Here is a 25,831-nt window from a genome sequence, read left to right on the forward strand (position 1 = left end):
AAAATCACCCGTCACGCCCCTCTCCGCACCCACCCCCTGCGCCGCCCCCTTCCGCAGCGCGTCCCTCTCGCTGGGGTGGGGGAGGGGTGCGTGGGTGGGTGCGTGGGTGGGCGGGTGCGTGGGTGGGGGTGTGGGTGGGGCGGGCGGTGGGTGCTGGGGGGTGCTGCTGGGGGGTGTGGGGGTGCTGCGGGCGCGCGGGCTTTAGCCCTGCGCGCCCGCTGGGGTGGTGGGGGCGCGGGGGGCGGTTCGGCCGTTCGGGTCATGGGGCGTCGTCGGGCGGATTGTTCGGGGTGGCGGGGGGAGACTGCGGGGCGGATGGGGCCGGTGCGGAGGAGGAGTGGTGGCGGGTACGGGTGAGGTGGTGGCGGCCTGGGTGCCGGGTGCGCGGGGGGCGGACGGGCTGCCGCGGCACGGTGTGGACCGGGGGACGTTCCGGGCGATCGCGGGGGCGCGCGGTGGGGCGGAGGCGGTCCGGCTGCTGCGGGCCGGGCAGTTGAGCAAGCGGGCGCTGCTGTTGCTGGCGTTGCGGCGGGCGGTTCCGGAGCACGAGGGCTACCGGGAGGCGTACGGCCGGGTGCGGGCGTTGCAGCGGGAGGATCGGGAGCGGTGGGAAGAGGCGTTGCTGCGGCCGGAGTTGGACGCCTGGGCGGCCGACTGCCTGCGCGGTGCGGCGGCGGGGGAGGACGTTCCGCTGGGCGAACTGGGCGAGTTCCTCCGTCCGGGCCCCGGGCCGGTCCTCACGCTGGAGTGCGACGGGCTGCGCTGGGCGCCGTCGGTGGACCACTGCGGGCCGCGCCGGGTGGACTACGGGCGGCCGCCGGCTGGTCCGCTCGACGGTGCCGAACTCGCGCTCTGGAAACGCGGGTTGGCTGAGGCGTGGGACATCCTGGTGCGTCGTCACCGCCGGTACGCCCAGGCGGTCGCGGCCTGCGTGACCACCGTCGTGCCGCTGCGGCCGGCTCCTGGCGGGGAGGCGGTCAGCGCTGCCGCGCGGCGGGCGTACGGCGCGGTGGCGGCCTCGCTTCCGGGCGATCCGGTGCTGCTGGCGCTGGCCCTGGTGCACGAGTTCCTGCACGTCCAACTCGGCGCGCTGCTGGACCTGGTGCCGCTGCACCGGCCCAACGGCCCGGCCGTCCACCACGCCCCCTGGCGGCCGGACCTGCGCCCGGCCGGGGCGCTGCTCCAGGGGGCGTACGCGCACCTGGGAGTGGCGGACTTCTGGCGGGCGGAGGCGGCGGCCGGGGGGAGGGGGGCCGAACGCGCGTACGGGGAGTTCGTCCGGTGGCGGGCGCACACCCTGAGTGCCGGGGAGACGCTCCTGGGCTGCGGTGAACTGACGGTGAGCGGAGTGGAGTTCACCGAGGAGCTGGTGCGGACCGTCCGGGGGCTGGGGGAGTAGGGCGGTTCGGCGGGCCGGGGGAACGAAGCAGGCGCGGCGGGTGTTTCGGCCGGATGGGGCGGTTGTCCGGGGGGTCCGCGGGGCACTCCCGGGGTGTGCCCGGCGGCCGGTCCACATTTTCGCCCCGGCGACACGCTTCGGCGTGCGCCACGGCGAAGTGCGCGACCGCTGAACGGGTGAATTCTGGGGGTGCATCGCGCCGTCGTACGACGTCGGCCGCCTGTGGGGCTCAACTCGGGTCCGCAAGGTGCCGCGCGGAGCCTTCGCGGGCACTACATTGGTCGCAACCGGGTGGGCTTACCCACCCTCGGCAGGTCCTAACCGCGCCTAAGGAAACGAACATGACTCCGGTAACCAGCACCAGGCCGGCCGGCAAGCTCACTGACCCTCAGGAGACGCCGGAACGCCCCTCGCTCGCCGATCTCGCCGCGCTCGGCGCGGAAGAGCTCGCCTCCCGGCTCCAGCGCGCGCTCCCCGGCGCGGACTCCGGCCTCGTGCCGGTCGCTGCCTTCAACTCCTCGATCTGACCGACCCGGAACGCCGAGCGGAACCAGACCGAGCCGAACCGAACAGTCCAGCTCCATGACGACGTCGAATCCGCTGCCGTTGACGCAGTTCGTGGTCAAGATGCACAGCAGGTGCGATCTGGCCTGCGACCACTGCTACGTCTACGAACACGCGGACAGCAGCTGGCGATCCCGGCCGAAGGTCATCGCGGACGGGATCATGGCCAAGGCCGCCGAGCGCATCGGCGAGCACGCGGCCGCCCACCGGCTTCCCGCCGTCCGGGTCGTCCTGCACGGGGGAGAACCCCTGCTCGCCGGCCCGGACCGGTTGCGCCGCGCCGCCGAGGTGCTCCGGGCGGCGCTCCCGCCCGGCTGCGCGCTCGACCTGCGCATCCACACCAACGGCGTGCTACTGAGCCGCGACTTCTGCGCGCTGTTCGCGGAGCAGGACATCAAGGTCGGCATCTCGCTGGACGGCGACCGGGCCGCCAACGACCGCCACCGGCGCTTCGCCGACGGACGGAGCAGCCACCCCCAGGTGCTGCGGGCGGTCGCCCTGCTGAACGAGCCCGCGCACCGGCACCTGTTCGCCGGGCTGCTGTGCACCATGGACGTCGAGAACGACCCGGCGGCCGTGTACCGGGCGCTGGCCGAACTCCGCCCGCCCGCCGTGGACTTCCTGCTCCCGCACGCCACCTGGGACGAGCCGCCCAAGCGCCCCGCCGCGCTGGGCGCCACCCCCTACGCCGACTGGCTGCTGACCGTCCACCGACTGTGGGAGGCGGACGGCCGGCCCTTCTCGGTCCGGACCTTCGAGTCCGTGCACCGGACCCTGCGGGGGTTCTCCAGCCTCACCGAGTCGCTCGGCCTGGAGCCCTCCGACCTGGCCGTCCTGGAGACGGACGGGACCTTCGAGCAGGCCGACAGCCTGAAGACGGCGTACGACGGCGCACCCGCCACCGGGATGGACGTCTTCGCGCACAGCCTCGACGACCTCGCCCGCCACCCCGGCATCGCCGCCCGCCAGTCCGGCCTGGCCGGGCTCGCCGAGGCCTGCCGCGCCTGCTCCGTGGTCCGCTCCTGCGGTGGCGGGCTGTACGCCCACCGCTATCGGAGCGACGATGGGGGAGGCAGCTTCGACCATCCCTCCGTCTACTGCGGTGATCTCATGACGTTCATCAACGGCGTTGCGGGGAGCGGGAGTCCGGTCGGCGTTCCGGCGCAGGCGGTCGAGGCCGCGCCGCCCGGTGCCGAGCCGCTGCTGCCCGCCGCGCTCACCCCGTCGCAACTCGACGAACTCGCGCGCGGATACGGCGGTGCGGAGACCGTCGCCGCCCTCGGCCGCTCCCAACTCGCCCTCACCCGGGCGCTGCTGGCCGCCGCCTGGGACGCCTCCGGACAGGGGCGGGCCGAGGCGTGGGCCCTGCTGGCGGAACTCGACGCGGCGGCCCCCGCCGCCGTGGACACCGTGCTCGCCCACCCGTACGCCCGTGTCTGGGCGGCCCGCCGGCTCGCCGGGGACCTCGCCGTCGGACTCGGCCCGCTGGCCGCGCTCACCGCGGCGGCCGCGGTACGGGCCGGGCGGGGGGACGCGGTGGCCGTGCCCGTCCGCGGCGGACGGCTGCACCTGCCGACGCTCGGCCGGATCGCCGTACCCGACGGCGAGGCCGTGGTCACCGCACGGGCGGACGGCTTCGAGGTGCGCGCGTCCGACGGCTCGGTGCACACCGTGCCGGACGAACCGCTGCGGCGGATCCGGCTGGCCGACGGCTGGACCGTCGCCCTGGAGGACACCGACCCGCTGCGCGACTGCCACGACCACCCGGTGGCGGAGCGCCTCTCCGCGGGCGAACTGCTCGACTGGACGGGCGCGTTGCGCGAGGCCTGGGAGCTGCTCGGGCGCGACCTGCCCGGGTACGCCGAGGGCATCCGGGCCGGCCTGACGACCGTCACCCCGCTGCGGCCCGGCCCCACCGGCCGGGACGTCAGCTCGGCGGCCCGGCAGGCGTACGGCGCGGTCGGCATCGCCCGGCCGGCCACCGCGCCGACCCTCGCCCTGCTGCTCGCCCACGAGTTCCAGCACGTCAAGCTCGGCGCGGTGCTGGACCTGACCGACCTCTACGACCGCGCCGACCCCACGCTCTACTTCGCCCCCTGGCGGCCCGACCCCCGGCCGCTCGAAGGGCTGCTCCAGGGCACGTACGCCCACCTGGCCGTCACCGAGTACTGGGGCACCCGCACCCTCGCGTACGACGGACTGCCGGGCACGGCCGCCGACCGGGCGCGGGCGCAGTTCGCGCTCTGGCGGCGGTACACCGCCGAGGCCGTGGAGCGGCTGGCGTCGTCCGGATCCCTGACCGGGACCGGCCTGCGCTTCGCCGACGGCATGCGTGCCACCGTGGCACCCTGGCTCGCCCTGCCGCTGCCCGCCGCCGCCGAGCAGGCGGCGGACCGGGTACGGCGGGAACGGGCCGGGGTCTGACCTCCACCCGCCGCCCCGGGACCTCCCCCGCCCGGGGCCCTCAACCCCGGGGAGACGCCATCCTCACCGAATCCCGCGCCGGCGGCGCCGCCGTCCTCTCCGCCGTCGCCTCCCCCGTCCACCCGCTCGTCCGCGACCTCCTCGGCCTGGGGGTCCGCCCGGGCACGGTGCTGCACGTCCAGGCGTCCCTGCGAACCCTCGGACCGGTGCCCGGCGGGGCGGCCGGTGTGGTCGGGGCCCTGCTCGACGTCCTGGGCCCCGACGGCACCCTGGTCGCCTACACCGCCACGCCCGAGAACTCCGCCACGTCACGCATCCACCAGTCCGCCACCGCCGGGCTCTCCCCGGCGGAGCTGGCCGAGTACCAGGCCCGGATGCCCCGCTTCGACCCGGCCACCACCCCGGCCTCGCCCTCCATGGGGGCGCTGTCCGAGGCGGTCCGGTCGTGGCCGGGCGCGCTGCGCAGCCGACACCCGCAGACCTCCTGGGCGGCTGTCGGCCGGCTCGCCCGGGAGGTCACCGCCCACCACCCGCTGACCTCCCACCTCGGCCCGGAGTCGCCGCTCGGGCGGCTCTACGACCTGGACGCCCGGGTGCTGATGCTCGGCGTCCCGATGGGCCGCTTCACCGCCTTCCACCTGGCCGACCTGCGGATGCCCGACGTGGCCGTGCGCGAGTACCGCTGCGTCGGGACGGACGGCTGGACGACCTTCCGGGCCCCCGACCTGGACGACCTCCACTTCGACCGCCTCGGCGCCGAGGTCCTGCGCACCGCCCGCGGCATCACCACCGGCCGCATCGGCGCGGCGGAGTGCCGGCTCGTGCCGGTCCGGGAGGCCGTCGACCTCGCCGAGGGCATCCTGCGCCGCAGCCGCCCCTGAAACCCGCGCGTGGTTCCCGACTTCCTTCCGACCCCACCGTTTCCCGCCCCCGTCCCCACCCCGCCGCCCCACCCCGCCGCCCCACCCCGCCCGCCGCTCCGGCTCCGCCGGAGCGGCGGGCGCTTCCGTGCGTGGAAAGTCGGCCAGGTCGACTTCCGGCGCACGAAGACCTCCTACCTGAAGTGGGCAGACGCCCCACGGCCGGTGCCCCAGGCCCCTGGGGCACCGGCCGAGAAGCCTTCCCTGCGGGGGAAGTCGGCCCAGCCGACTTCCCCCGTCACGGGTCGTCGCCACGGATTCCCAAGGCCCGGCTCTCTCACGCTTCCGAACCGCTCCCACCACTCGGCGAAGGGCATAGCGTGGCTCAGGGCGAGTTCGCGGTACCCCAACCAGTTCTCGGCAGTCGGCTCCTTGTCGGCGCCGAGGATGAAGAACTCCTCCCCGGCCGTGGCGTTCTTGGTGTAGCCCCAGCCGAGTTCGAACCGGAGGTAGGGGGTCAGCGGCCGCGACAGGATGTCAACGCGGTTGTTCGCGGGCGCTGTGCGGTCGGCAGGGGAAGAAATGCAGAGGAGTCGGCGGCCGGGCGGTGCTACGGTCGGGCGCCATGAGCTGGCTTCCCGATGACTTCGTCCATCCCGTTCTGGTGCCGCTGCTGGGCGGCGCCTATCACCTGCGGCCGGTCCGGGAGGCGGACGCTCCGTTGGACTACCCGGCGGTGATGGGTTCGCGCGAGCGGCTGTTCAGCATCTTCGGGCCGGCTTGGGGGTGGCCCGCCGCCACCATGACCTACGAGGCCAACCAGGCGGACCTGCTGCGGCACGCGAAGGAGATCGCCGCACACCGGTCCTTCAACTACGCGCTGTTCGACGCGGCGGAGACGGCCGTGCTCGGCTGCGTCTACATCGACCCGCCCGAGAGGGCCGGCGCGGACGGCGAGATCTCCTGGTGGGTGGTGGACCGGCTGGTCGGCGGCGAGGTCGAGCAGGCGTTTGACGCACTGGTGCCGCAGTGGATCGCCGCCGACTGGCCGTTCGAGCAGCCGCGCTTCCTCGGCCGCGAGATGTCCTGGGCAGATTGGCTGGCCCTGCCCAAGCACCCCGACGCGTGAGCCGATCCCCGTCCCCCGGGCTATGGCACGGGGGAGGGGGATCAGACGGCGAAGTGGTCGAACTCGCCGGCCTTGGCGCCGCGGATCCAGGCGTGGAGTTTGGTGCGGGTGGTGGTGACGATGTGGGCGGGGTCGTCCGACTCGCGGATATAGATGCGGTCGCCGTCGGAGGCGATCTCTACGCAGTTGGCTTGGTCGCCGCTGAAGCTCGACTTCTGCCAGATGAGCTGCCTCATGGTCACCTTCCTAGGACCTTGTAACGGATGTGCTGGATCAAGCCCATCGAGTCACGATAGGTGGCGGACGGTGCCGGAGCGGAAACTGACAGGGGAGGGAGAGCCAGACCCCTGACCCGGTCGAACTTCTGGTCAAACGCTGCCACGGACTCAGGATCTCCTACGAAGGTGGAGCCATGGGGATGTTCGAGAAGAACCGTGTGCAACCGAGCGTGTGATCCCCGGGCGAGCATGAACGGGGTGTCGGTCGACGTGTAGGTAGTGCAGTCGAACGGGAGGATCTGGATCGTCACGTGGGGCAGCTGGCTCATCTCGATCAGATGCGTCAGCTGGTCGCGCATGACAGTAGGGCCTCCGTACATCATGTGCAGGGCGGCTTCATGGATCACTGCCCGGAGCGGAGGCGCGTTCTCACCTGTCAGGAGCCCTTGGCGCTGTCGACGGAACTCGACCTTCCTGTCGTTGTACCCATGGATGACCTCGCTGTAGGCCTTGGTCTGCAAGAGGCCGGGGATCAGGAGTGTCTCGTAGGTGTCGAGGCCCGTGGCGTTGGCCTCCACCTCGGCCAGATCGAGGGCTGGAGGGATCACGTCGTGCTTGAACTCGGTCCACCAGCCCTTGCCCGAACTCTCGCTCATGGCGATGAGGCCGGCGCGGTACTCGGGATCGGTGACGTTGCAGATGTCGAGCCAAGCACCCAGCCGCTCAAGGTTGAGCCCAAGCCTGCCAGCCTCGGTGTGGCTGATGTTCGGCCCTTTCACACCAAGGGCTTGGCCGATCTCTAGAGCTGAGAGTCCTGCGGCGTCTCGCACACGACGAAGTTCCTCGCCAAGGCGGCGCTGTCGTTCGCTGATCCCAGTCCTGAACCCCATGAGGTGCCCCTTCGCGCGATCGGTGCCTACGCAAAGTGTAGATGCATGAGCGGGGCGTGTTGCAGAGTTGAGGCGTATCCCCCTACAGTTAAATAACGCAGCCGACCGGATGGGTCGTCAGCAGTGCCTGTCTGTACGGCATGCCTCTGCACCGCTGGGAGATTCCCCATGTGTGACCCCCACCTCAACTCCCCCTCCCTCACCGTGTCCCGTGAGGTGTTGCGTGACGCGATGTCGCGCGCCGGGTACCCCGACTCCTCCATCGGGGACGCCGAACTCGCCATGATGGAGCTGGTCGTCAACGCCTGGCGGCACGGGGCGACGCTCTCGCCCGTCGTCACGGTCGTCTACTCCGGCAACACCCTCCGCGTCTCCGTCGCGGACCGCAGCTCAGAACTGCCGAGGTGTCAGAAGTTCGACTTCCAGGCCGAGTCCGGCCGTGGCCTTCAGCTGGTGGAGGGGCTCACCCACCGCTGGGGCGCCGAACCGCAGAAGCTCGGCAAGCGGGTCTGGTTCGAGCTGGACGGCCACGTCGCGTGAACGCCCTCCACCCCATCCATCCCGCCGACCCGGCCATCCACCACCTCACCAGCCGCGAACTCGCCGGCCTCATCGTGGAACTGCGCGCGGAGAGCCGCGAGTTCGGCCTCCTGTGGCCGTCCGCCAGGCCGGGCGAGACCGTGATGAACGGCCGGGTCCTGGTCTCCCTCGGCAATGTCCCGGCGAGCACGGTGATCAACCTGCTCGCGCTCCTGCGCGAGTTCAAGCGCCACCGCTGACCGGCGCACGCGGGCCCCGTTCGCCGAACGGGGCCCGCGCCCGTGTGCTCAGTCCCTGGAGCCGGCGGTGAGGAGGTCGAGCCGCGCGAGCAGGGCATCCGCGAGCGGGGCATCCGCGAGCGGGGAGCTCGCGTCGGCGGTCGGCCAGCGGCCCCGGGCCGTGATGGACGTGTCGAGTACGAGGTCTGCGACGGCGTTCGGGGCCAACTCCGCGCGCAGGAAGTCGGCCCGGCCGACTTCCTGCGCAGGGTCCCGGCGGGCAGGGCTCAGGTTTCCCGTCCGGGGGCGCGGGTGAGTCGGTGCAGGCCCAGGGCGATGGCGACGGCGAGGGCGGCGCAGACCGCCACGGCGAGGAAGCCGTGGCCGACGCCGGTGGTCAGCGCGTCGGGGGTGGCCGCGCCGTCGCCGTCCAGGGAGGCGGCCAGGACGGTGCCGATCACCGCGATGCCGAGGGCGGCGCCGCTCTCGTTGAAGGTGTTCAGCAGCCCGGAGCCGACGCCGGACTCCTCGGGGCGGACGTGGGCGGTGCCGATCCCGTACAGGGGGACGAAGCAGGTGGGCAGGCCGGCCCCGATGACGGCCAGCGCGACGACGGCGACGGCCGTGGTGGACGGCCCGGTGGCCAGGACGGCGGCACCGGCGATCTGGGTGAGCGCGCCGACCAGGTAGGTCAGGCCCGGGCCGACGGCGCCGATGAGCCGGGGCACGACGGAGGCGAAGAACAGCGCGGCCAGGCCCATCGGCAGCATGGCGAGGCCGGTGGCGAAGGCGCTCATGCCGTGGGCGCCCTGGAAGTAGTTGCTGGCCAGGTAGGAGCTGCCCATCATCACGATCGCGGCGAGCAGCAGCCCGAGGCTGCTGAGCCAGTACGTCGGGACGCGCAGGAGGTGCAGCGGGAGCAGCGGGTCGGACGTGCCCAGCTCGGCCCGGGCGACGCCGGTGAGCAGGGCCGCGGACAGGCCGAGGCCGGCCCACGCGGGGGCGGAGGTCAGGCCGTCCTGCAGCCGGATCAGGCCGAAGGACAGGCAGGCCAGGCCGGCCGTGGCGAGCAGGGCGGTGGGCAGCCGCAGCGGGCGCCGGCCCTCGGAGCGCCGGGCCGGCAGGCTGCGCAGAGCGGTGAGCGCGGAGGCGAGGCTGATCGGGATGTTGATCAGGAAGGCCCAGCGCCAGCTGACGGCGGAGACGACCAGCCCTCCGAGGACGGCGCCGAGGATGGCGCCGATCACGCCGAGGCCGCTCCACGTGGCGAGGGCGGCCTTCCGCTGCTCCTCGTTCCGGTACACCGTCACCACGATCGACAGGGCGGCGGCGGAGAGCACCGCGGCTCCCAGGCCTTGGAGCGCGCGGCCGGCGATCAGCCCGCCCTGGTCGTCGGCGAGGCCGCACAGGACGGAGGCGGCGGCGAAGGTGGCCAGGCCGGCCAGGAAGGCCCGGCGCCGCCCGACGGCGTCGGCGACCCGGCCGCCGAGGAGCAGCAGGCTGCCGTACACCAGGACGTAGGCACTGACCGTCCACTGGAGGGCGGTCCGGTCGGCGGGGAGCGCGGAGCCGATCGAGGGCAGCGCCACGTTCACGACCGTGGAGTCCAGCATGACCATCAGCTGGGCCACGCCGACGGCGGCCATCGGCAGCCAGGAGGTCCTGGCGGGTTCCGGTTCGCGGTCCGGCGGCCTCCGTCCGGGGCCTCGGGTGCGGTCGTTCTGCGGTTCGGCGGCCATGAGTGAGGTCGCGTCAGTCATCGGTGCTCCTTTCCGAGGCGACAAGATACATGCGCATGAATCGACATGCCAGGGGGTCGGATCTAGACTCGGAGCGTGGCGAACACTCCCCTGACCGATCGGTGGCTGTCCCTGGTGCGCGTCTGCGCGCAGCTGAACCAGCGGATCGAGCACGCGTTGTCCGACGAGTTCGGTCTCTGCGTGAGCGCGTACGAGATCATGGAGGTGCTCTGGGCGGAGCGGGAGTGGGTCCGCCCCGGAGAGGTCGCCTCCCGCACCTCGCGCAGCCAGCCGCAGGTCTCCCGGCTGGTGACGCAGCTGGTGGAGGCGGGGTACGTGGACCGCAGGCCCTCGCCCGGCGACGGCCGGGGCCACCAGATCCAGCTCACCGACGCGGGGCGGGAGGTCTTCCGGCGGGCGGCCGCCGTCGTCGACGGGCGGCTGCGGCGGATCGCGGACGAGAGCGCCAACGCGCGGGTGTGGCTGGCCTGAGGGCAGCCGGCCGGGCGAAACGGCGTCCCGCCCCGCCCGGGCGAAACGGCGTCCCGCCCCGCCCGGGCGAGACCGTGTCCCGCCCCAGCCCGGCGGGGCCGGCCGGGTCAGGCCACGAAGTGGTCGAACTCGCCGGCCTTGGCGCCCCGCACCCAGGCGTTGAACTTGACGCGCGTGGTGGTGACGATGTTGGTGGGGTCGTCGGACACCCGGATGTAGACGTGATCGCCCTCGGAGGCGATCTCGATCCAGTCGTCCTTGTCGCTGCTGGTGCTGGACCTCTGCCAGTCGAGGTGGTCCACAGGTGCCCTCCTGGTGGTGCGCGGCGGCCGGAACGAGGGTACTGCTCCCAGTGCACGGGTCGCGGCATCGTTTCGGTCATGTCAATTCGTGCGAGACGTTGTGCTATTCCATTGGGGTGTCAGTCGTTCCTACACTGAAGCCCCGCCGCACGGGGGCTGCGGGAGGCAGGTTGCCGACGGGCCCGGGGGAGGCGCGTGTGACTGACCGGGGCTGGGACGAGGACGACGCCCGGCCGTACTTCTTCCTCTCCTACGCGCACACCCCGAAGGCCGGTGCGCGGGGCGCGGGCGATCCGAACCACTGGGTCAGGCAGTTGTACCGGGACCTCTGCGAGGCGGTGCTCCAGCTCACCACCGTCCCGGACGGGGTCGCGGTCGGCTTCATGGACGAGTCCATGCACCAGGGCGAGCTGTGGGCCGACCGACTCTCCGAGGAGCTGGCGACGTGCCGGGTCTTCGTGCCGCTCTACTCCCCGAGGTACTTCAACAGCGTTCCGTGCGGCCAGGAATGGCACGCCTTCACCCGTCGGCCGGTCTACCCGGCGAACCTCGACTCCGAGCGAACCAGCGGCATCGTCCCGGTGCTGTGGGCGCCGATGAGCCGCTACCGGCTGCCCGACGTGGCCAGCGAACTCCAGTTCAACCACGCGAGTTTCGGTCCCGAGTACGCCACCGAGGGCCTGTACGCGCTGATGAAGCTCAGCTACTTCCGCTCCTCCTACGAGTTGGCCGTGCACCGGCTGGCGGCCCGGATCGTGCAGGTCGCCGAGGAGACGGTGATCCCGGTCGGGCGGCGGCTGGAGTTCAACACGCTCCCGAGCGCGTTCAACGTCACCGCCCCGACCAAGCAGTTGCGGATCTCCGTACTCGCCTACCACCAGCACGAACTGCCCGCCGACCGCAGCCCCGACTACTACGGCGAGCGGCGCACCGACTGGCACCCGTACCAGCCGGTCGGTTCGCCGATCGCGCAGCACGCCGTCCGGCTGGCACGGCAGTTGGGGTTCCAGCCGACCGTGCACGAGTTCGACGACGAGGTCGAGTCGATCATCGGCGGCAACGCCGAGGCGCCCGGCCTGCTGCTGCTCGACCGCTGGGCGCTGCGCGACCCGCGCCGGCGCGAGCTGGTCCGGCGCTTCGACCGTTCGGACGCCACCTGGGTGAGCATCCTGGAGCCGTTCAACAGGGACGACCCGGAGTGCGCCGAATGCGCGGACGAGCTGGGCGAGCTGAGCGACGAGGCGCTGCGGATCAGCCGGCGGGCCAGTCGGCCGAGCTTCCTCGGCGCGACCGGCCCGACCGGGCTGCACACCCTGGAGGACTTCGACGACGCCCTGCCCCGGGCGGCGATGAAGGCCAAGTACGCGTTCGAGGGCCGCACCAGGGCCGAACCGGAGGAACCGCCGTCGCCCCGGCCGAGCCTGCGGGAGGCGTTCCGCCGCGGGGGAGGCGGGTACGGACCGGACGGAGCCCCGGTGGACCCCTTCGAGGAGGACGAGGAGCGCGGCGACGGCGGCGGCCCCCACCGGGAGCAGGACCGGCCCCGAGCGCAGGATCCGTACCGGGAGCAGGGCCCGCCCCGGGGCCAGAGCCCGCCCCGCGAGCACGACCCGCACCGAGAGCAGAGCCCGCACCGAGCGCAGGACCCGTACCGCGAGCACGACCCGCACCGCGACGACGGCGATGAACCCGATGACGGGATGGCGCCCTTGGGAGGACGAGGACCGCGATGACTGACAACCGCACCAGGAACCTCCGCCTCGGCGGGCTCACCTCCGCCGACCTGGCCGCCCAGCGGGAGGCCGAGCGGCAGGCGGCGGAACAGCACCGCAACGGCCGGATCATCACCTTCTACTCGTACAAGGGCGGCACCGGCCGCACCATGGCGCTGGCCAACACCGCCTGGATCCTGGCCGCCAACGGCTTCCGGGTGCTCACCGTGGACTGGGACCTGGAGGCGCCCGGCCTCGCCAAGTTCTTCCACCCGTTCCTCGACCCGGCGTCGCTGGCCGGCACCACCGGCATGATGGACCTGATCGCCGAGTACCGCGAGGAGGCGCTGCGCCCGGTCGAGCACGCCGAGGGCTGGCACCTGGACTTCGCCCGGGTGCACCCGCACGCGCTCTCGCTCACCTGGCCGTACTTCCCGGCCGGCGGCAGCCTGGACTTCCTCTCCGCGGGCCAGTTCAACCGCGACTACTCCGAGGCCGTCACCCACCTCGACTGGGACATCTTCTACGACCGCTTCGACGGCGGGCAGTTCTTCGACGCCCTCAAGGCCGACATGGCCAAGCGCTACGACTACGTGCTGATCGACTCCCGCACCGGCCTGTCCGACATCGCCGAGATCTGCACCGTCCAGATGCCCGACGACCTGGTGGTCTGCTTCACCCTCAGCGACCAGTCCATCGACGGCGCCTCCCGGATCGCCCAGCACATCCACGACCGCTACCGCGAGCGCGGCATCCGCATCCTGCCCGTCCCGATGCGCATCGACGAGGGCGAGAAGGAGAAGGCGGACGCCGGCCGCGCCCTCGCCAGGGTCCGCTTCGACGGGCTGCCGGCCGGCCTGAACGGCGAGGAACTCGCCCAGTACTGGGGCTCGGTGGAGATCCCGTACCGGCCGTTCTACGCCTACGAGGAGATCCTCGCCACCTTCGGCGACCAGACCGGCACGCCCACCTCGATGCTGGCCGCCTGCGAGCGGCTCACCTCCGTGATCACCGAGGGCCGGGCGGCCGGCCTGCCGGCGATGGACGAGGAGGTGCGGCTGCGCTACGTGGACGCGTTCACCCGCCGCCGCCCGTCCGTGCCCGCCGACCTCTACCTCTCCTACGTCCCCGAGGACCGGATGTGGGCGGACTGGATCGAGTCCGTCCTGACCAGGGCCGGCTTCCGGGTGCTGCCGCGCGACCTCAGCGCCGGCACCGACCCGCGCGAGGAGACCGAGCGCGGCATCGACTCCGCGTACCGGACGGTCGCCGTGCTCTCGCCCGCCTACCAGCGCTCCCCGCAGGCCCGGGCGCTGTGGGAGTCGGTGGTCAGCTCCGACCCCTCCGGCACCCGGCGCCAGCTGCTGCCGGTCCGGGTCGGCGACGTGCGGCTCACCGCGCCGTTCAGCAACCGCAACCCGGTCGACCTGGTCGGCCGCGACGAGACCCAGTCGATCCAGAGCCTGCTGCGCGCGCTCGGCCGCGGCGACGCGCCGCTCGACGACGCGCCCAGCGGCGGCCCGCGGTTCCCCGGCAGCAAGCCCTCGGTGTGGGACGTCCCGCCGCGCAACCCCTCCTTCACCGGCCGAGCCGCCGTCCTGGAGCAACTGCGCAACCAGTTGCGCGGCGGCATGGCGGCCGTGCTGCCCACCCCGCAGACCCTGTACGGGCTCGGCGGCGTCGGCAAGACCCAGGTGGCGCTGGAGTACGCCCACCGCTTCATGTCCGACTACGACCTGGTCTGGTGGATCGACGCCGAGCAGACCGAGCTGGTCGCCCCGGCGCTCGCCGAACTCGCCCGCCGGCTGGGCCTGCGGGTCGGCGACTCGGTGACCGAGGCCGCCGAGGCGGCGCGCGAGGCGCTGCGGCGCGGCGTGCCCACCTCGCGCTGGCTGCTGATCTTCGACAACGCCGACGAGCCCGCCGAGATCCGCCGGTTCTTCCCCGGCGGCTCCGGCCACATCCTGGTCACCTCCCGCAACCAGGCCTGGACCGGGCACGCCGAGGCGCTGGAGGTCGACGTCTTCACCCGCGGCGAGAGCGTCGAGCACCTGTGCCGGCGCGCCCGCAGCCTCTCCCGCCCGGACGCCGACCGGGTCGCCGAAGCCGTCGGCGACCTGCCGCTGGCCGTCGAGGTGGCCGCCGCCTGGCTGGACACCACCGGCACCCCGGTGGAGACCTACGTCTCCCAGCTGCACGCGGAGGCCGCCCGCGCGCTGGCCGTCGGCCGCCCGGCCGACTACCCGACCCCGGTCGCCGCGACCTGGAACGTGTCGATCGGACGGCTGCGCCAGCAGTCCCCGGCGGCCGTCCGGCTGCTCCAGCTGTGCGCGTTCTTCGCGCCCGAGCCGATCTCGATGAACCTCTTCTACAGCGACCAGATGATCCGGGCGCTGGTGAGGTTCGATGCCGACCTCAGCGACAAGTTCATGCTGGGCAAGGTGATCCAGGCGATCGGCCGGTACGCGCTGGCGAAGGTCGACGCCGGCAGCAACAGCTTCCAGGTGCACCGGCTGGTCCAGGCGGTGATCCGGGCCGGGATGACCGACGAGGAGCAGGAGATCGCCGTCCACGAGGTGCACCGCATCCTCACCGGCGCCCGGCCCGTCCTCGGCGACACCGACGACCCGGCCAACTGGCCCGCCTTCGACGAGATCTGGCCGCACCTGTCGCCGTCCAAGGCGCACAACTGCGACGAGGCGGACACCCGCCAGCTGCTCATCGACCGGGTCCGTTACCTGTGGAAGCGCGGCGAACTCGACCGCGCCCGCGACCTCGGCCACGCCCTGGACGTGGAGTGGACCGGCAAGCTCGGCGAGGACGACCGGCAGACCCTGCTGTTGCGGTTCCAGCTCGCCAACGTGCTGCGCTCCCAGGGCAACTACGGCGAGGCGCTGGCCCTGGACGAGGACACCCTGGAGCGCCAGCGGGCGCTGCTCGGCGAGCACCACCCGTACACCCTGATGACGGCCGGCTCGCTCGGCGCCGACCGCCGGGCGCTCGGCCGGTTCCAGGCCGCCCTCGACCTCGACCGCGAAATCCTCGACCAGTTCCGCGAGTTGTTCGGTGACGACAACCCGCGCACGCTCTCCATGGCGAACAACCTGGCGATCGACTACCGGCTGGTCGGCGACAGCGAGGCGGCCCGCGAACTCGACCAGGAGACCCTCGACCGGCGCACCGCCGTACTCGGCCCCAAGCACCCCTACACCCTGTCCACCAAGTCCAACCTGGCCCGCGACCTGCGCGAACTCGGCGACTACCGCGGCTCGGTGGACCTCCTCCAGGAGGTCACCTCCGACCTCGGCGACGTGCTCGACCCGGACCTGCCGGAGAACCTGCGCAACGCCAAGTCGCTGGCCGTCTCGCTGCGCCGGATCGGCCAGCTCGCCGAGGCCCGCCGGATCACCAAGGAGACCTACGAGCGCTACCTGGAGCGCTACGGCGCCGACGCCCCCGACGCGCTCGCCTGCGCGCTCAACCTGGCCGCCGACCACAGCGCCTCCGGCGACAAGGAGGCCGCCCGGGACCTCTGCTCCACCGTCTTCGAGGGCCACCGGCGGCTGTTCGGCGACGAGCACCCGTTCACCCTGGCCTGCGCCAACAACCTCGGCATCTACCTGCGGGGCAGCGGCGACGTCCAGGGCGCCATCGAGCGCGGCCGGCTCACCGTCGAGGGGCTGACCCGCTCGGTCGGGCCGGAGCACCCGTACACCCTCAACGCGATGATCAACCTGGCCAACGCCTACGGCGACGACGGGCAGACCGACCGCGCCGAGCGGCTCGGCCGGGCCGCGTACCAGGGGCTGTGCGACCGCTACAGCGCCCAGCACCCGGACGCGGTGGCCTGCGAGGCCAACCTGGCGATCACCCTGCGGGCGGCCGGCCGGCACACCCAGGCCGCCGAGCTGCGGGCGCGGGCGATCTCCGAGCTGATCCGGCAGTTCGGCGAGGAGCACCCCAACACGGTCTCGGCGCGCGGCTGGAAGCGGATCAACCGCGACCTGGAGCCGCAGCCGGTCTGACCGGGAGCCGTCCGGGACCGGGGGCGGGGTACGCTGCCGAACCATGAGTGAGCGCAGCGAGCGAACCACCGAGGGGTGCGCATGAGCGAGCGGACCCCGCCCCCGGTCCTGGTCACCCGGCGCCTCGCCCCCGGCGTCGTCGAACGGCTCACCGCGCACCACGAGGCCACCTGCCACGACTCCGACCGGGCGATGGACCGGGCCGACCTATTGGACGCCGTCCGCGGCCGGCGGGCCGTGATCACCACCCTGGACGACCGGGTGGACGCCGAGTTCCTCGACGCGGCCGGCCCGCGGCTGGCCGTCGTCGCCAACCACGCCGTCGGGTACCACAACGTGGACGTGGCCGCCTGCGCCGACCGCGGCGTGCTGGTCACCAACACCCCCGGCGTGCTCACCACCGCCACCGCCGACATGGCCTGGGCGCTGCTGCTGGCCGCCACCCGCCGGCTCGGCGAGGGCGAGCGCCTGCTGCGCTCCGGCGCGCCCTGGACCTGGGCGCCGAACTTCCTGCTCGGCCTGGAGCTGGCCGGCACCCCGCTGGGGGTGCTCGGCATGGGCCGGATCGGGCAGGCGGTGGCCCGCCGGGCCCGCGCCTTCGACATGCCGGTCAGCTACCACAACCGCGCCGAACTGCCGCCCGAGCAGGCCGAGGGCGCCGACTGGAAGCCGCTGGAGGAGCTGCTCGCCACCTCCACCGTGCTGGTCGTCACCTGCCCGTTCACCGCCGCGACCCGGCACCTGCTGGACGCCCGCCGGCTCGCCCTGCTGCCGCGCGGCGCGGTGGTGGTCAGCATGACCGCCGGCGTGGTGGACGAGGAGGCGCTGGCCGCCGCGCTGGAGTCCGGCGCGCTGTTCGCCGCCGCCGTGGACAACTTCGAGCACGAGCCGGCCGTCCCGTCCGCGCTGCTCGCCCAGGAGCGCGCGGTGCTCGCCCCGCACCTGGGCAGCGCCACCGTCCGCACCCGGCAGGCGATGGGCGGCCTGGCGGTGGACAACGTGCTGGCGGTGCTCGGCGGCTCAGCGCCCCTGACGCCGGTACGGGCGTGACCCCGGATCGCCCCACCCCGCCGTCCAGGCCAGCGCGGTGGTCATCACCCGGAACGCGCCGAAGTGCGCGGCGCCGGGCTCCAGGAACAGTTCGGCGTCCGGGATGTGGTCGGCCAGCCAGCGGGAGTGGTCGACCGGGGAGAACTGGTCGTCCGCGCCGTGCCAGAGCCAGGTCGGCACCCGGATCGACCCGACGTCGAACCCCCAGTCGGCGGTGAACGCCATCATGTCGTCGATCCAGCCGTCCGCGCCGTGCCGGAACGCCTCGCGGTAGTTGCTCTGGAGCATCCGCCGCAGCCCGCTGTCGGCCACCACCTCCCGGTCGGCGGCGGAGAGTTCGGTGCGCAGCCCGTTCAGCAGCCGGGCCGGGTCGTCCTTGATCTGCCGGGAGCGGAACTCCATCGAGTCGGTGATCCGGCCGTGCCCGCGTTCGGCCTCCTTGTAGGCGCGGACGTTGGACGGGGTCATCCCCGCGTACCAGTCCAGGCCGGCCGCGTCGCGCGGCGCGAGCCCGACCAGCACCGCCACCCGGCTGACCCGCTCCGGCAGCAGCGCCGCGCAGGCCAGCGCGTGCGGGCCGCCGCCGGAGCGGCCGAGCACCGCGAAGCTGTCCAGCCCGAACTCGTCCGCGATGGTCCGCACGTCCGCGGCCGCCGCGCTGACCCGGCGGCCGAACAGCCGGGTGGAGTCGCCGTAGCCGGGCCGGTCGTACGAGATCAGCCGGACGCCCAGCCGGTACAGCACGGTGCTGCGCGGGTGCGGGCCGACCCGGCTGCCGGGCATGCCGTGCAGCAGGAACACCGGACGGCCGCGCGGGTCGCCGAGCGACTCGACGGCGAGCGCGCGGTGGTCCGCCGTCTTGACCATCCGTAACGACACCTGCGGCCTCCTCAGTGATCCGGGTCGGTTGCGTGCTCCCGGTCGGTGGTGGTGCGCACCTCCCGGCGGGCCTGCCAGGTGGTGTGCTCGCGGGAGATCGCGTCCTCGGCGTCCCGGGCCAGGCGGGCCCAGACCTCCTCGGCCTCCATCGAATCCAGGTCCAGTCGGGCGAGTTGGCGCTGGATCTGCGCCAGCTCCTCGGCTGCCAGGGCGTACGCGGCGGCCAGCGGCCGGTACTGGCGCAGCTGCGCCCAGGCGGCGACCGAGGCGGCCACCGCCGAGACCGTGCCCAGCGCGTCGTAGCCGAACGCGCCGAGCGCCCGCAGCAGGGCGAGCACCAGGCCGAGCGCGGGCAGCAGCACGCCCAGCACCCCGGCCCAGTACCCGGCGCGGGCGCAGTAGCGGGCCTTGGCGAGGTACCAGTCGTGCTGCAGCTGGATCCGCTCGGCCAGGTACACCTCGCGGCGCACCGCCAGTGGCTGCCCGCGCAGGTCGCGCATGGCCTGGGTGATCCCCACCCCGGCCTCCGGGACGGCCACCGGGCTGTCCCGGAACGCGCCGAGCACCCGGGCGAGCTGGAAGCGGTACAGGCCCTCGGCGTCCGGCAGGGGGCGCGGCGGGGGCTGGTAGGCGTCGGCCCGGACGGCGTACTTCCAGGCCAGCGTCTTCACCGACTCGGCGGCGGCCCGGCCCTCGTACCAGAGGCCCTGCGGGTTCTGCCGGCCGGCCACCAGCGCCAGCGCGACCGCGCCGAGGTAGGCCACCGCCGCCGGCCAGGCCCAGGGCTCGCCGTCGGCCGAACCGGTCGCCGCGGCGACCACCAGCAGGACCAGCTCCCAGGCGCAGAGCAGCACCGAGCGTCGCTGCCCGCGCAGCGAGGCCGCGTCGGCGGCCCAGAAGAACTCCGGCAGCAGGTCCCGCTCACGCACCCACCCGGTCCGTCCCGCAACAGACGCCATGTTCGGCCCCCACCAGTCGCTCCGGTCGCACCCTTTCCTGCCCCGGGCGGCTCGCCGGTACGCCTGGTGGCGCCCGGGGTGGCCGGATGTGGCCGGGAAGGCCCGGTGGTTGTCCGGTACTCCCCGTGTTCGGCCCGGCACCCAGCGTGCGGGGAGGTGGCGGGGGGCGCGCGGGGGGCGGCGGGTGTGCGCGGGCGACCGGGCCGGTGCGGGGCGGTGGGCCGGGTGCGGGTCAGTAGGTGTAGAAGACCCGGTCGGCGTTCTCGGCCATCTGCTTGGCGTTCCACTCGGTGCCGCCCGGGACGTTGCCGGAGCGGAACAGCGGCGGCGCGGGGCACTCCCCGGCGGCCGCCCGGTCGGCGAGCCGGCCGACCGCCGAGGCGACCACGGCCTGCATCAGCGCGCTGGTCACGACGGTGGAGACCGGGCCGAAGGTGGTCTCGGCGCCGGGGTGGGTCAGCTCGCCGTCGCCGACCGCGATCTTGCTGTCCAGCACCACGTCGCAGTGGTCCTTCAGGTAGGTGCCGGTCGGGTGCGCCGAGGGCACCTCGTCCGGGTACGCCAGCGAGGTCACCCCGACCACCTTGAGGCCGCGGTCCCGGGCGTACCGGGCCAGCTCGACCGGCATCACCTGGCGGCCGGAGAGCGAGATCACGAACAGCAGGTCCCCGGTGGTCGCCGGGGTCAGGTCCAGGGTGGCGGTGGCCAGCCCGGAGACCCGTTCCAGCGCGCTGGACAGCGGCGCGGGCATCACCGTCACCCCGACCGCCCCGGGGACGTTCAGCAGGTTCATCGGGACCAGCCCGCCGGCCCGGTAGACCACGTCCTGGGCCGCCAGCGCGGAGTGCCCGGCGCCGAAGGCGAAGACCCGGCGGCCCTCCGCCATCGCCTCCGCCAGCAGCGCGGCGGCGGCCTCGATGGTGTCGGCCTCCTCCTCGCGGACCCGCTGGAGGTGGGAGATCGCGGCGTCGAAGTACCGGCCGACCAGGTCGTTCATCTGCTGCCTTCGCTCTCTGCCGGTGGGGGATTCCGGCCGGGTGGGGTGGTCCGGGTGGTCCAGACCGCCGGGGGAGAAAGCTCCGGCGAGCACGGTCGCGCTCCGGCGGCATCGTTGTCAACAGGAACAAAACGGCTCTCCGGAGCCCCGGGGCGGGCCCGGTTGTCGGTCCGGTACGTCAGAATTGGCGGTGAGGACACCGAAGAACGGAGCCAGCGGCGATGTCTGGGCTGATCGACACCACTGAGATGTACCTTCGCACCATCCTGGAGCTGGAGGAGGAGGGCATCGTCCCGATGCGTGCCCGGATCGCGGAGCGGCTCGAACAGAGCGGCCCCACGGTCAGCCAGACGGTCGGCCGGATGGAGCGCGACGGGCTGCTCCAGGTCGCCGGGGACCGCCACCTCGAACTGACCGAGGAGGGCCGCCGGCTCGCGGTGCGCGTCATGCGCAAGCACCGCATCGCCGAGTGCCTGCTCGTCGACGTGATCGGCCTGGAGTGGGAGCAGGTGCACGAGGAGGCCTGCCGCTGGGAGCACGTGATGAGCGAGACGGTCGAGCGCAAGGTGCTCGCCATGCTCGGCCACCCCACCCAGTCCCCGTACGGCAACCCGATCCCGGGCCTGGACGAGCTGGGCGACACCAAGGCCGAGGGGGAGGGCTTCGACGCCGGGCTCGTCGCGCTGGACACCGTCAGGCCGGGTGAGGCCGGGGCCGACGTGGTGGTCCGCCGGATCGGCGAGCCGATCCAGACCGACAGCGCGCTGATGAGCACCCTGCGCCGGGCCGGTGTCCGGCCGGGCTCCACGGTCAAGGTGAGCGCCGGCGTCGGCGGCGTGCTGGTCGGCACCGGCGACAACGCGGCGGAGCTGGGCAAGGACATCGCCCAGCACGTCTTCGTCGCCCAGGCCTGAGCCCGTGTTCCGGCCCGGGCCCGGGCGTTACGGCCCGGCCCCCGGCCCCCGGCCCCCGGCCCCCGGCCCCGGGCGTTACGGCCCGGGCCTGAGCCCGCGTCCCGTCGGCGGGGCGGAGCCGGGACAGCGAAGGGGCCCGCTGCTCCCCGTGCAGCGGGCCCCTTCGTCCTCCCCGTTCCCTCCCGTCCCTCCCTGCTCCCTCCCGTTCCCCTCCGTCCCTCCCGCTCCCCTCCACCGCCGCCGCCCGGCTTCCCCGTCCGAGCGCCCCTCCCGGCGTCCCCACACACCGCAATTCCTCCCCTCGGCCGATCATGGCAATCCTTGAGTGCTGTCACTCGTCCGAGGGGCTTCTACGGTTGACCAGCGGGTACACGGAAGCCTTATCCGGACATGCGTATGACGGGCCCCGTCCCCGGTGGGGGACAAGGCCCGTCACTCGCGCGCGTTGTGTCGCGCGGTGCGCGCCCTCACCCGATCGGCAGAGGGCGGCCGTCTGGGGCCGGACGGAACCGGCCGGGTTCAGCCCACCGGCGCCGGCCGGGCGGCCCGGGCGGCGCGGGCCGAGGGCGCCTCGCGGCCGCAGGCGTACGCGAGCGGACTGATCAGTTCGGCGGCGTCCGGCAGCCAGCGGTTGAGCGCGGTGGGGGAGCGGGCCCACTGGGCGTACCCCAGCGAGCCGATCCGGGACGGCGGTGCGACCGTCCAGTCGCCCTCGCCGCGGGCGACCAGGTCCAGTCGGCCGGGCGGCCAGCCGAGTCGGCGGAGCAGCTCCGGGAGCCTGGCCGCGATCCCGGGCAGCACCAGGAAGTGCAGCCGCCGCCCGATCCGCCCGGGCGCGGCGGGCTGGACGACGACCGGGCCGAGCTGGAGGTCCATCCGCTCCATCCGGGCGAGCGCCAGGCAGCCGGCCGTCTCCGGGACGTCCAGCACGTCGAACGAGCGCCCGGTGGGCAGCAGGACCGAGGCCTGCGGCTGCGCCGTCCACCAGGCCCGGACCGCGCCGGGCCCGGCGCTCGCCCGCCGCGCCCAGTCGGTGTCCAGCGGGTGCGCGCCCGGCAGCGTGCAGCGCCGGTCGCCGCAGGAGCAGCGGACGCCGCCGTCGCCGTCGTCGATCAGCCAGGCGCCCGGGGCCACCTCCCAGTGGCAGGCCTCGGCGTAGCCGACGGCTTCGACGAGCAAGGCGGGTACGTCGGCCGTCTCGTTCCGGCCCGAGGCGTCGGGGATGTCTTCCACGGGCTGCTCAACTACCGTGTGTGAGGCTGGTTACGGCCCGATGGCGCCCGGTTGGGTGCATCCCGGCAATGTCACCCGTTCCGGTTAGCCGACCGATTTGGTGGGGTCGAGGGCAGGCGCAGCGGGGGCGCACGGGAGCATTTCCCAGGGCGCAAGGGGGGTGCGGTTCGTCACCGTGGGTATCCCGCTGGCGTTGCTGATCGCTAACCTTGTGTCAGATTCCTTGGACGGTCGGACAGTCGGCAACAGATCAGCAGAATCGTCGCCCGCCGGCCGGGACCGGAGGGTGTGGGGAGGCGAAGCCCAATGGCCGCGAGACCACTCGTCGCACGACAGCCCAACGAGCGTCTGCAGCAACTGATCCAGGAGGCCAGCTGTTCCAACGCCGGCCTGGCCCGGAGGGTCAACCTCTGCGGCGCCGAGCACGGGCTGGACCTTCGGTACGACAAGACCTCCGTCGCCCGCTGGCTGCGCGGGCAGCAGCCGCGCGGGCAGGCGCCGGCCGTGATCGCCGAGGCCCTCGGCCGCAAGCTCGGCCGCAGCGTGTCGGTCGAGGAGATCGGCATGGCGGACGGCAAGAACCTGAGCTCCGGCATCGGGCTCCAGTTCGCGCCGACCATCGGTGCCGCCCTGGAGCAGGTCTGCGAGCTGTGGCGCAGCGACGTCGGCCGGCGGGACTTCCTGACCGGGGCGACGGTGGCCGCCTCCGCGCTGGTGGAGCCCAGCCGGGACTGGCTGATCACCCCGCCGGACCCGGTGGTGGCGCGGGCCGGCGGCCCCCGGGTCGGCCCGACCGACGTGGCCGCGATCAGGGCGACCACCGCGATGCTGGTCGACCTGGACCACCGCTTCGGCAGCGGTCATGTGCGCCCGGTGGTGGTGCACTACCTCAACTCGGTGGTCTCCGGCCTGCTCGGCGGCGCCTACCGGGAGGAGACCGGGCGCCAACTCTTCGCCGCGGTGGCCCGGTTGACCGAACTGGCCGGCTACATGGCGGTGGACACCGGGCAGCCCGGGCTCGCCCAGCGCTACTACATCCAGGCGCTGCGGCTGGCCCAGGCCGCCGACGACCGCGGCTACGGCGGCTACGTGCTGGCCGCCTCGATGAGCCACCTCGCGGCCACCCTCGGAAACCCGCGGGAGATCGCCCAACTCGCCCGCGCCGCCCAGGAGGGCGCCCGCTCGGTCGCCACCCCGACGGCGATGGCGATGTTCTACGCCGCCGAGGCCCGCGGCCACGCCCTGCTCGGTGACGCCCGCTCCTGCGAGACGGTGTCGGCCAGGGCGCTGGAGATGATGGAGAAGCGCCGCCCGGAGGACGACCCGGACTGGATCGCCCACTTCGACGACGCCTACCTCGCGGACGAGCTGGCCCACTGCCACCGGGACCTGGAACAGGCCGGCCAGGCCGAGCACTACGCCCGCCGGGCGCTCGACCTGCACCCGCCGACCAGGGTCCGGCGCCGCGCCGTGGACCTCGTCCTGCTGGCCACCGCCCAGCTCCAGCAGCGGGACCTGGAACGCGCCTGCGAGACGGGCGCCCAGGCGGTCCGGCTGCTGAGCGGGCTGCGCTCCAACCGGGGCGTGGAGTACCTGGACGAGTTCCGGCGCAGGCTGGAGCCGTACCGGGAGCAGCGGGTGGTCCGCGAGTTCCACGCCCGGGCGGATGCGGAGGCGGCCTGAGACCCGGGCCGACCGAGCCCGGGACGGCTTGATCCCGGGACGGACGGCGGGGCGGCGGAGGCGGGCCGCAGATCGTCTGTGCAGGGAGCGTGACGGATGTCCCGCCCACGTGGTCACCCGGTGAGGCGAACCGGTAGCGTGGGCGCGACGTCCAAGGAACTGTGATGCTCCCAAGAACCGACGAGATGTGGTCCGCCGTCAGTGCGCGGTCCTGCACAGGTGAGGAATCGCGTTGAGTCAGCGCCGCTCGTACCCGAACTCCGGTGACTTCAACCTGGACGACCTGTTCCGCCCCGAGCCCGGCCAGCCGCAGGGGCAGCCGTCGGGGCAGCCGGGCCAGCCGCAGGGCCACTCGGCCGTGCCGCCGGTGGGTCAGCCGTCCGGGCAGCCGGAGTACCTCGGCGAGGGCGCGCACGTGCTGCCGACCCAGGCCATGCCCGCGCAGCCGATGCCCGGCCAGGCTCCCTGGGGCGCCCCGCAGCCCGGGTACGGCGCCCCGCAGGCCGATCCGGCCCCGGAGACCCAGCACCTGCCGCCCTACCCGGTCGGCGACCCGCGGGCGGGCGGCTACCCGGCGGCGCAGGCCCAGCCCGGCTACCCGCAGCCGCAGCCCGCGCCGGGCTACCAGGGCTATCCGCCGGCCGCGCAGCCGCAGCCGCAGCCGGCCTATCCGGCGCAGGACTACCGCCAGGGCTACGCCCCGGAGCAGGGCCAGGGCTACGGTCAGGGCTTCGACCAGGGGTACGACGCGACCCAGGGGGACGGCTCGGGGCGCGGCGGACGCCCTTCCAACAAGCTGATCATCGGCGGCGTGGTGGCGGGCTGCGCGGCGGCGGGCATCCTGGTCGCCGTCCTGATGAGCGGCGGCGACGCGCCCAAGGACGACAAGAAGGCCCCGGTGGCCGCCACCTCCGCCGCGACCGCCGCCACCCCCGGGACGCCGAGCGCGAGCGGCTCAGGTGCGGCCGTCGACCCGGAGGTCAAGGCCCAGGCGCAGCCGCTCTCGGACCTGCTGGGCACCGCGAGCGACAGCCGCAGCTCGGTGGTCTCCGCGGTCGCCTCGGTGCAGAAGTGCGACAAGCTGCCCGAGTCGCAGCAGGCGCTGACCGCCGCGGCCGGCAAGCGGCGCGAGCTGCAGAGCAAGCTCGGCCAGCTGAAGACCGACAAGCTGCCCGGCGGCCAGCAGCTGGTCGACCAGCTCAACGCGGCCTGGACGGCCTCGGCCCTGGCCGACGACGAGTACGCCGCCTGGGCGCAGGACGCCCAGGGCGCCTGCGACGCCAAGAAGCAGGACAACCAGCACTACAAGAACGCCGTCCAGGCGAGCGGCACCGCGACCACCGCGAAGAAGCAGGCCGCCACCCTCTGGAACGCGATCGCCGGCCAGACCGGACTGCCCAACCGGAGCGACGGCGACCTGTGAGCGACGGCGGGCCGTGAACGGCGCCGTCCCGTGGACGGTGACGGCCCCTGAGCGGTGGGGGGGGGGGCCCGCCGGGCCCCCCCCCCCCCCCGCGCGGGGGGGGGGGGGCGCCCCCGGGCGGGCCCCGGGGGGCGGCCCCCCGCCCGCGCCCGAACCCGGGCGCGGCCGGGGGCGCCGGCCC

The 25,831-nt window shown here is 73.8% G+C and carries 22 protein-coding genes and 1 pseudogene; 14 read left to right on the plus strand and 9 right to left on the minus strand.

Going from position 1 to position 25,831, the window contains the following annotated elements; genetic code table 11:
• The first annotated feature begins 340 nt into the window (after window positions 1-340).
• The 4 genes from ACFY0X_RS32335 to ACFY0X_RS32350 all read left to right on the plus strand — a co-directional run bounded on the left by ACFY0X_RS32335 (window position 341) and on the right by ACFY0X_RS32350 (window position 5,268).
• Window positions 341-1,399 carry an aKG-HExxH-type peptide beta-hydroxylase gene (locus tag ACFY0X_RS32335; RefSeq protein ID WP_387759934.1) on the plus strand — a complete coding sequence of 353 codons (1,059 nt, stop codon included), beginning with the start codon at window positions 341-343 and terminating at the stop codon, window positions 1,397-1,399.
• A gap of 341 nt (window positions 1,400-1,740) precedes the next feature.
• Entirely contained in the window at window positions 1,741-1,926 is a 186-nt protein-coding gene (locus ACFY0X_RS32340) for a hypothetical protein (protein ID WP_049660424.1), read from the plus strand.
• 55 nt (window positions 1,927-1,981) lie between these two features.
• Window positions 1,982-4,387, plus strand: a complete 2,406-nt coding sequence (locus tag ACFY0X_RS32345; protein ID WP_387759935.1) for an FxsB family cyclophane-forming radical SAM/SPASM peptide maturase — start codon at window positions 1,982-1,984, stop codon at window positions 4,385-4,387.
• 146 nt (window positions 4,388-4,533) lie between these two features.
• Window positions 4,534-5,268 (plus strand): aminoglycoside N(3)-acetyltransferase, encoded by a 735-nt coding sequence (locus ACFY0X_RS32350; RefSeq protein WP_387760042.1) that lies wholly within the window; start codon window positions 4,534-4,536, stop codon window positions 5,266-5,268.
• Window positions 5,269-5,588: 320 nt separating this feature from the next.
• Here ACFY0X_RS32350 and ACFY0X_RS32355 read toward each other — a convergent pair.
• Window positions 5,589-5,792 (minus strand): annotated as a pseudogene (locus ACFY0X_RS32355) (DUF6879 family protein); the annotation flags it as partial.
• Between the two features lie 80 nt (window positions 5,793-5,872).
• Here ACFY0X_RS32355 and ACFY0X_RS32360 point away from each other — a divergent pair.
• Window positions 5,873-6,376 (plus strand): GNAT family N-acetyltransferase, encoded by a 504-nt coding sequence (locus tag ACFY0X_RS32360; RefSeq protein WP_387759937.1) that lies wholly within the window; start codon window positions 5,873-5,875, stop codon window positions 6,374-6,376.
• Window positions 6,377-6,417: 41 nt separating this feature from the next.
• Here the strand turns inward: ACFY0X_RS32360 and ACFY0X_RS32365 are convergent, their stop codons facing one another.
• Both ACFY0X_RS32365 and ACFY0X_RS32370 read right to left on the minus strand, forming a co-directional pair.
• Complete coding sequence (locus tag ACFY0X_RS32365; RefSeq protein ID WP_387759939.1) at window positions 6,418-6,612, minus strand: DUF397 domain-containing protein; 195 nt, start codon at window positions 6,610-6,612, stop codon at window positions 6,418-6,420.
• 2 nt (window positions 6,613-6,614) lie between these two features.
• Window positions 6,615-7,484, minus strand: a complete 870-nt coding sequence (locus ACFY0X_RS32370; RefSeq protein WP_387759941.1) for a helix-turn-helix domain-containing protein — start codon at window positions 7,482-7,484, stop codon at window positions 6,615-6,617.
• 168 nt (window positions 7,485-7,652) lie between these two features.
• Between ACFY0X_RS32370 and ACFY0X_RS32375 the strand changes: the two genes are divergently transcribed.
• Entirely contained in the window at window positions 7,653-8,024 is a 372-nt protein-coding gene (locus ACFY0X_RS32375; RefSeq protein ID WP_387759942.1) for an ATP-binding protein, read from the plus strand.
• Complete coding sequence (locus ACFY0X_RS32380) at window positions 8,021-8,263, plus strand: hypothetical protein (protein WP_387759944.1); 243 nt, start codon at window positions 8,021-8,023, stop codon at window positions 8,261-8,263. Before ACFY0X_RS32375 ends, ACFY0X_RS32380 begins: the two co-directional genes overlap by 4 nt.
• A 266-nt stretch (window positions 8,264-8,529) precedes the next feature.
• On the opposite strand, the gene ACFY0X_RS32385 is transcribed toward ACFY0X_RS32380, so the two are convergent.
• The gene (locus ACFY0X_RS32385) at window positions 8,530-10,002 is read right to left on the minus strand and encodes an MFS transporter (RefSeq protein ID WP_387759946.1); all 1,473 of its coding nucleotides are present in this window, start codon (window positions 10,000-10,002) and stop codon (window positions 8,530-8,532) included.
• Between the two features lie 75 nt (window positions 10,003-10,077).
• Here ACFY0X_RS32385 and ACFY0X_RS32390 point away from each other — a divergent pair, with 75 nt between their 5' ends.
• On the plus strand, window positions 10,078-10,473 hold the full coding sequence (locus tag ACFY0X_RS32390; protein WP_387759948.1) for a MarR family winged helix-turn-helix transcriptional regulator: 396 nt from the start codon (window positions 10,078-10,080) through the stop codon (window positions 10,471-10,473).
• Window positions 10,474-10,580: 107 nt separating this feature from the next.
• Here ACFY0X_RS32390 and ACFY0X_RS32395 read toward each other — a convergent pair whose 3' ends face one another.
• Window positions 10,581-10,775 (minus strand): DUF397 domain-containing protein, encoded by a 195-nt coding sequence (locus tag ACFY0X_RS32395; protein WP_387759949.1) that lies wholly within the window; start codon window positions 10,773-10,775, stop codon window positions 10,581-10,583.
• A 197-nt stretch (window positions 10,776-10,972) separates the two neighbouring features.
• Here ACFY0X_RS32395 and ACFY0X_RS32400 point away from each other — a divergent pair, with 197 nt between their 5' ends.
• The 3 genes from ACFY0X_RS32400 (at window position 10,973) to ACFY0X_RS32410 (ending at window position 17,562) form a co-directional block, all read left to right on the plus strand.
• A complete protein-coding gene (locus ACFY0X_RS32400; protein WP_387759951.1) occupies window positions 10,973-12,508 on the plus strand; it encodes a TIR-like protein FxsC in 1,536 nt (511 codons plus the stop codon).
• Window positions 12,505-16,512 (plus strand): FxSxx-COOH system tetratricopeptide repeat protein, encoded by a 4,008-nt coding sequence (gene fxsT, locus ACFY0X_RS32405; RefSeq protein WP_387759953.1) that lies wholly within the window; start codon window positions 12,505-12,507, stop codon window positions 16,510-16,512. Before ACFY0X_RS32400 ends, fxsT begins: the two co-directional genes overlap by 4 nt.
• 81 nt (window positions 16,513-16,593) lie before the next feature.
• On the plus strand, window positions 16,594-17,562 hold the full coding sequence (locus ACFY0X_RS32410) for a 2-hydroxyacid dehydrogenase (protein WP_387759955.1): 969 nt from the start codon (window positions 16,594-16,596) through the stop codon (window positions 17,560-17,562).
• Here ACFY0X_RS32410 and ACFY0X_RS32415 read toward each other — a convergent pair.
• From ACFY0X_RS32415 to ACFY0X_RS32425, 3 genes are all read right to left on the minus strand, one after another.
• Window positions 17,533-18,429: an alpha/beta fold hydrolase gene (locus ACFY0X_RS32415; protein WP_387760043.1), complete on the minus strand. Its 897-nt coding sequence runs from the start codon at window positions 18,427-18,429 to the stop codon at window positions 17,533-17,535. The genes ACFY0X_RS32410 and ACFY0X_RS32415 overlap by 30 nt on opposite strands.
• A 23-nt stretch (window positions 18,430-18,452) precedes the next feature.
• Window positions 18,453-19,370 (minus strand): DUF4231 domain-containing protein, encoded by a 918-nt coding sequence (locus ACFY0X_RS32420; protein ID WP_387759956.1) that lies wholly within the window; start codon window positions 19,368-19,370, stop codon window positions 18,453-18,455.
• A 262-nt stretch (window positions 19,371-19,632) separates the two neighbouring features.
• A complete protein-coding gene (locus tag ACFY0X_RS32425) occupies window positions 19,633-20,397 on the minus strand; it encodes an SIS domain-containing protein (RefSeq protein WP_387759958.1) in 765 nt (254 codons plus the stop codon).
• A gap of 221 nt (window positions 20,398-20,618) precedes the next feature.
• Here ACFY0X_RS32425 and ACFY0X_RS32430 point away from each other — a divergent pair, with 221 nt between their 5' ends.
• Window positions 20,619-21,311, plus strand: coding sequence for a metal-dependent transcriptional regulator (locus ACFY0X_RS32430; RefSeq protein WP_387759960.1), 693 nt, complete (start codon window positions 20,619-20,621; stop codon window positions 21,309-21,311).
• Window positions 21,312-21,830: 519 nt separating this feature from the next.
• Here the strand turns inward: ACFY0X_RS32430 and ACFY0X_RS32435 are convergent.
• Complete coding sequence (locus ACFY0X_RS32435) at window positions 21,831-22,544, minus strand: bifunctional DNA primase/polymerase (protein WP_387759961.1); 714 nt, start codon at window positions 22,542-22,544, stop codon at window positions 21,831-21,833.
• A 306-nt stretch (window positions 22,545-22,850) separates the two neighbouring features.
• Between ACFY0X_RS32435 and ACFY0X_RS32440 the strand changes: the two genes are divergently transcribed.
• Together ACFY0X_RS32440 and ACFY0X_RS32445 are read left to right on the plus strand one after the other, a co-directional pair.
• The gene (locus ACFY0X_RS32440) at window positions 22,851-24,227 is read left to right on the plus strand and encodes a transcriptional regulator (protein ID WP_355251029.1); all 1,377 of its coding nucleotides are present in this window, start codon (window positions 22,851-22,853) and stop codon (window positions 24,225-24,227) included.
• 232 nt (window positions 24,228-24,459) lie between these two features.
• A complete protein-coding gene (locus ACFY0X_RS32445; protein WP_387759963.1) occupies window positions 24,460-25,650 on the plus strand; it encodes a hypothetical protein in 1,191 nt (396 codons plus the stop codon).
• Window positions 25,651-25,831 lie beyond the last annotated feature (181 nt).

Source organism: Kitasatospora sp. NPDC001547 (genome assembly GCF_042894165.1).
Lineage (GTDB): Bacteria > Actinomycetota > Actinomycetes > Streptomycetales > Streptomycetaceae > Kitasatospora.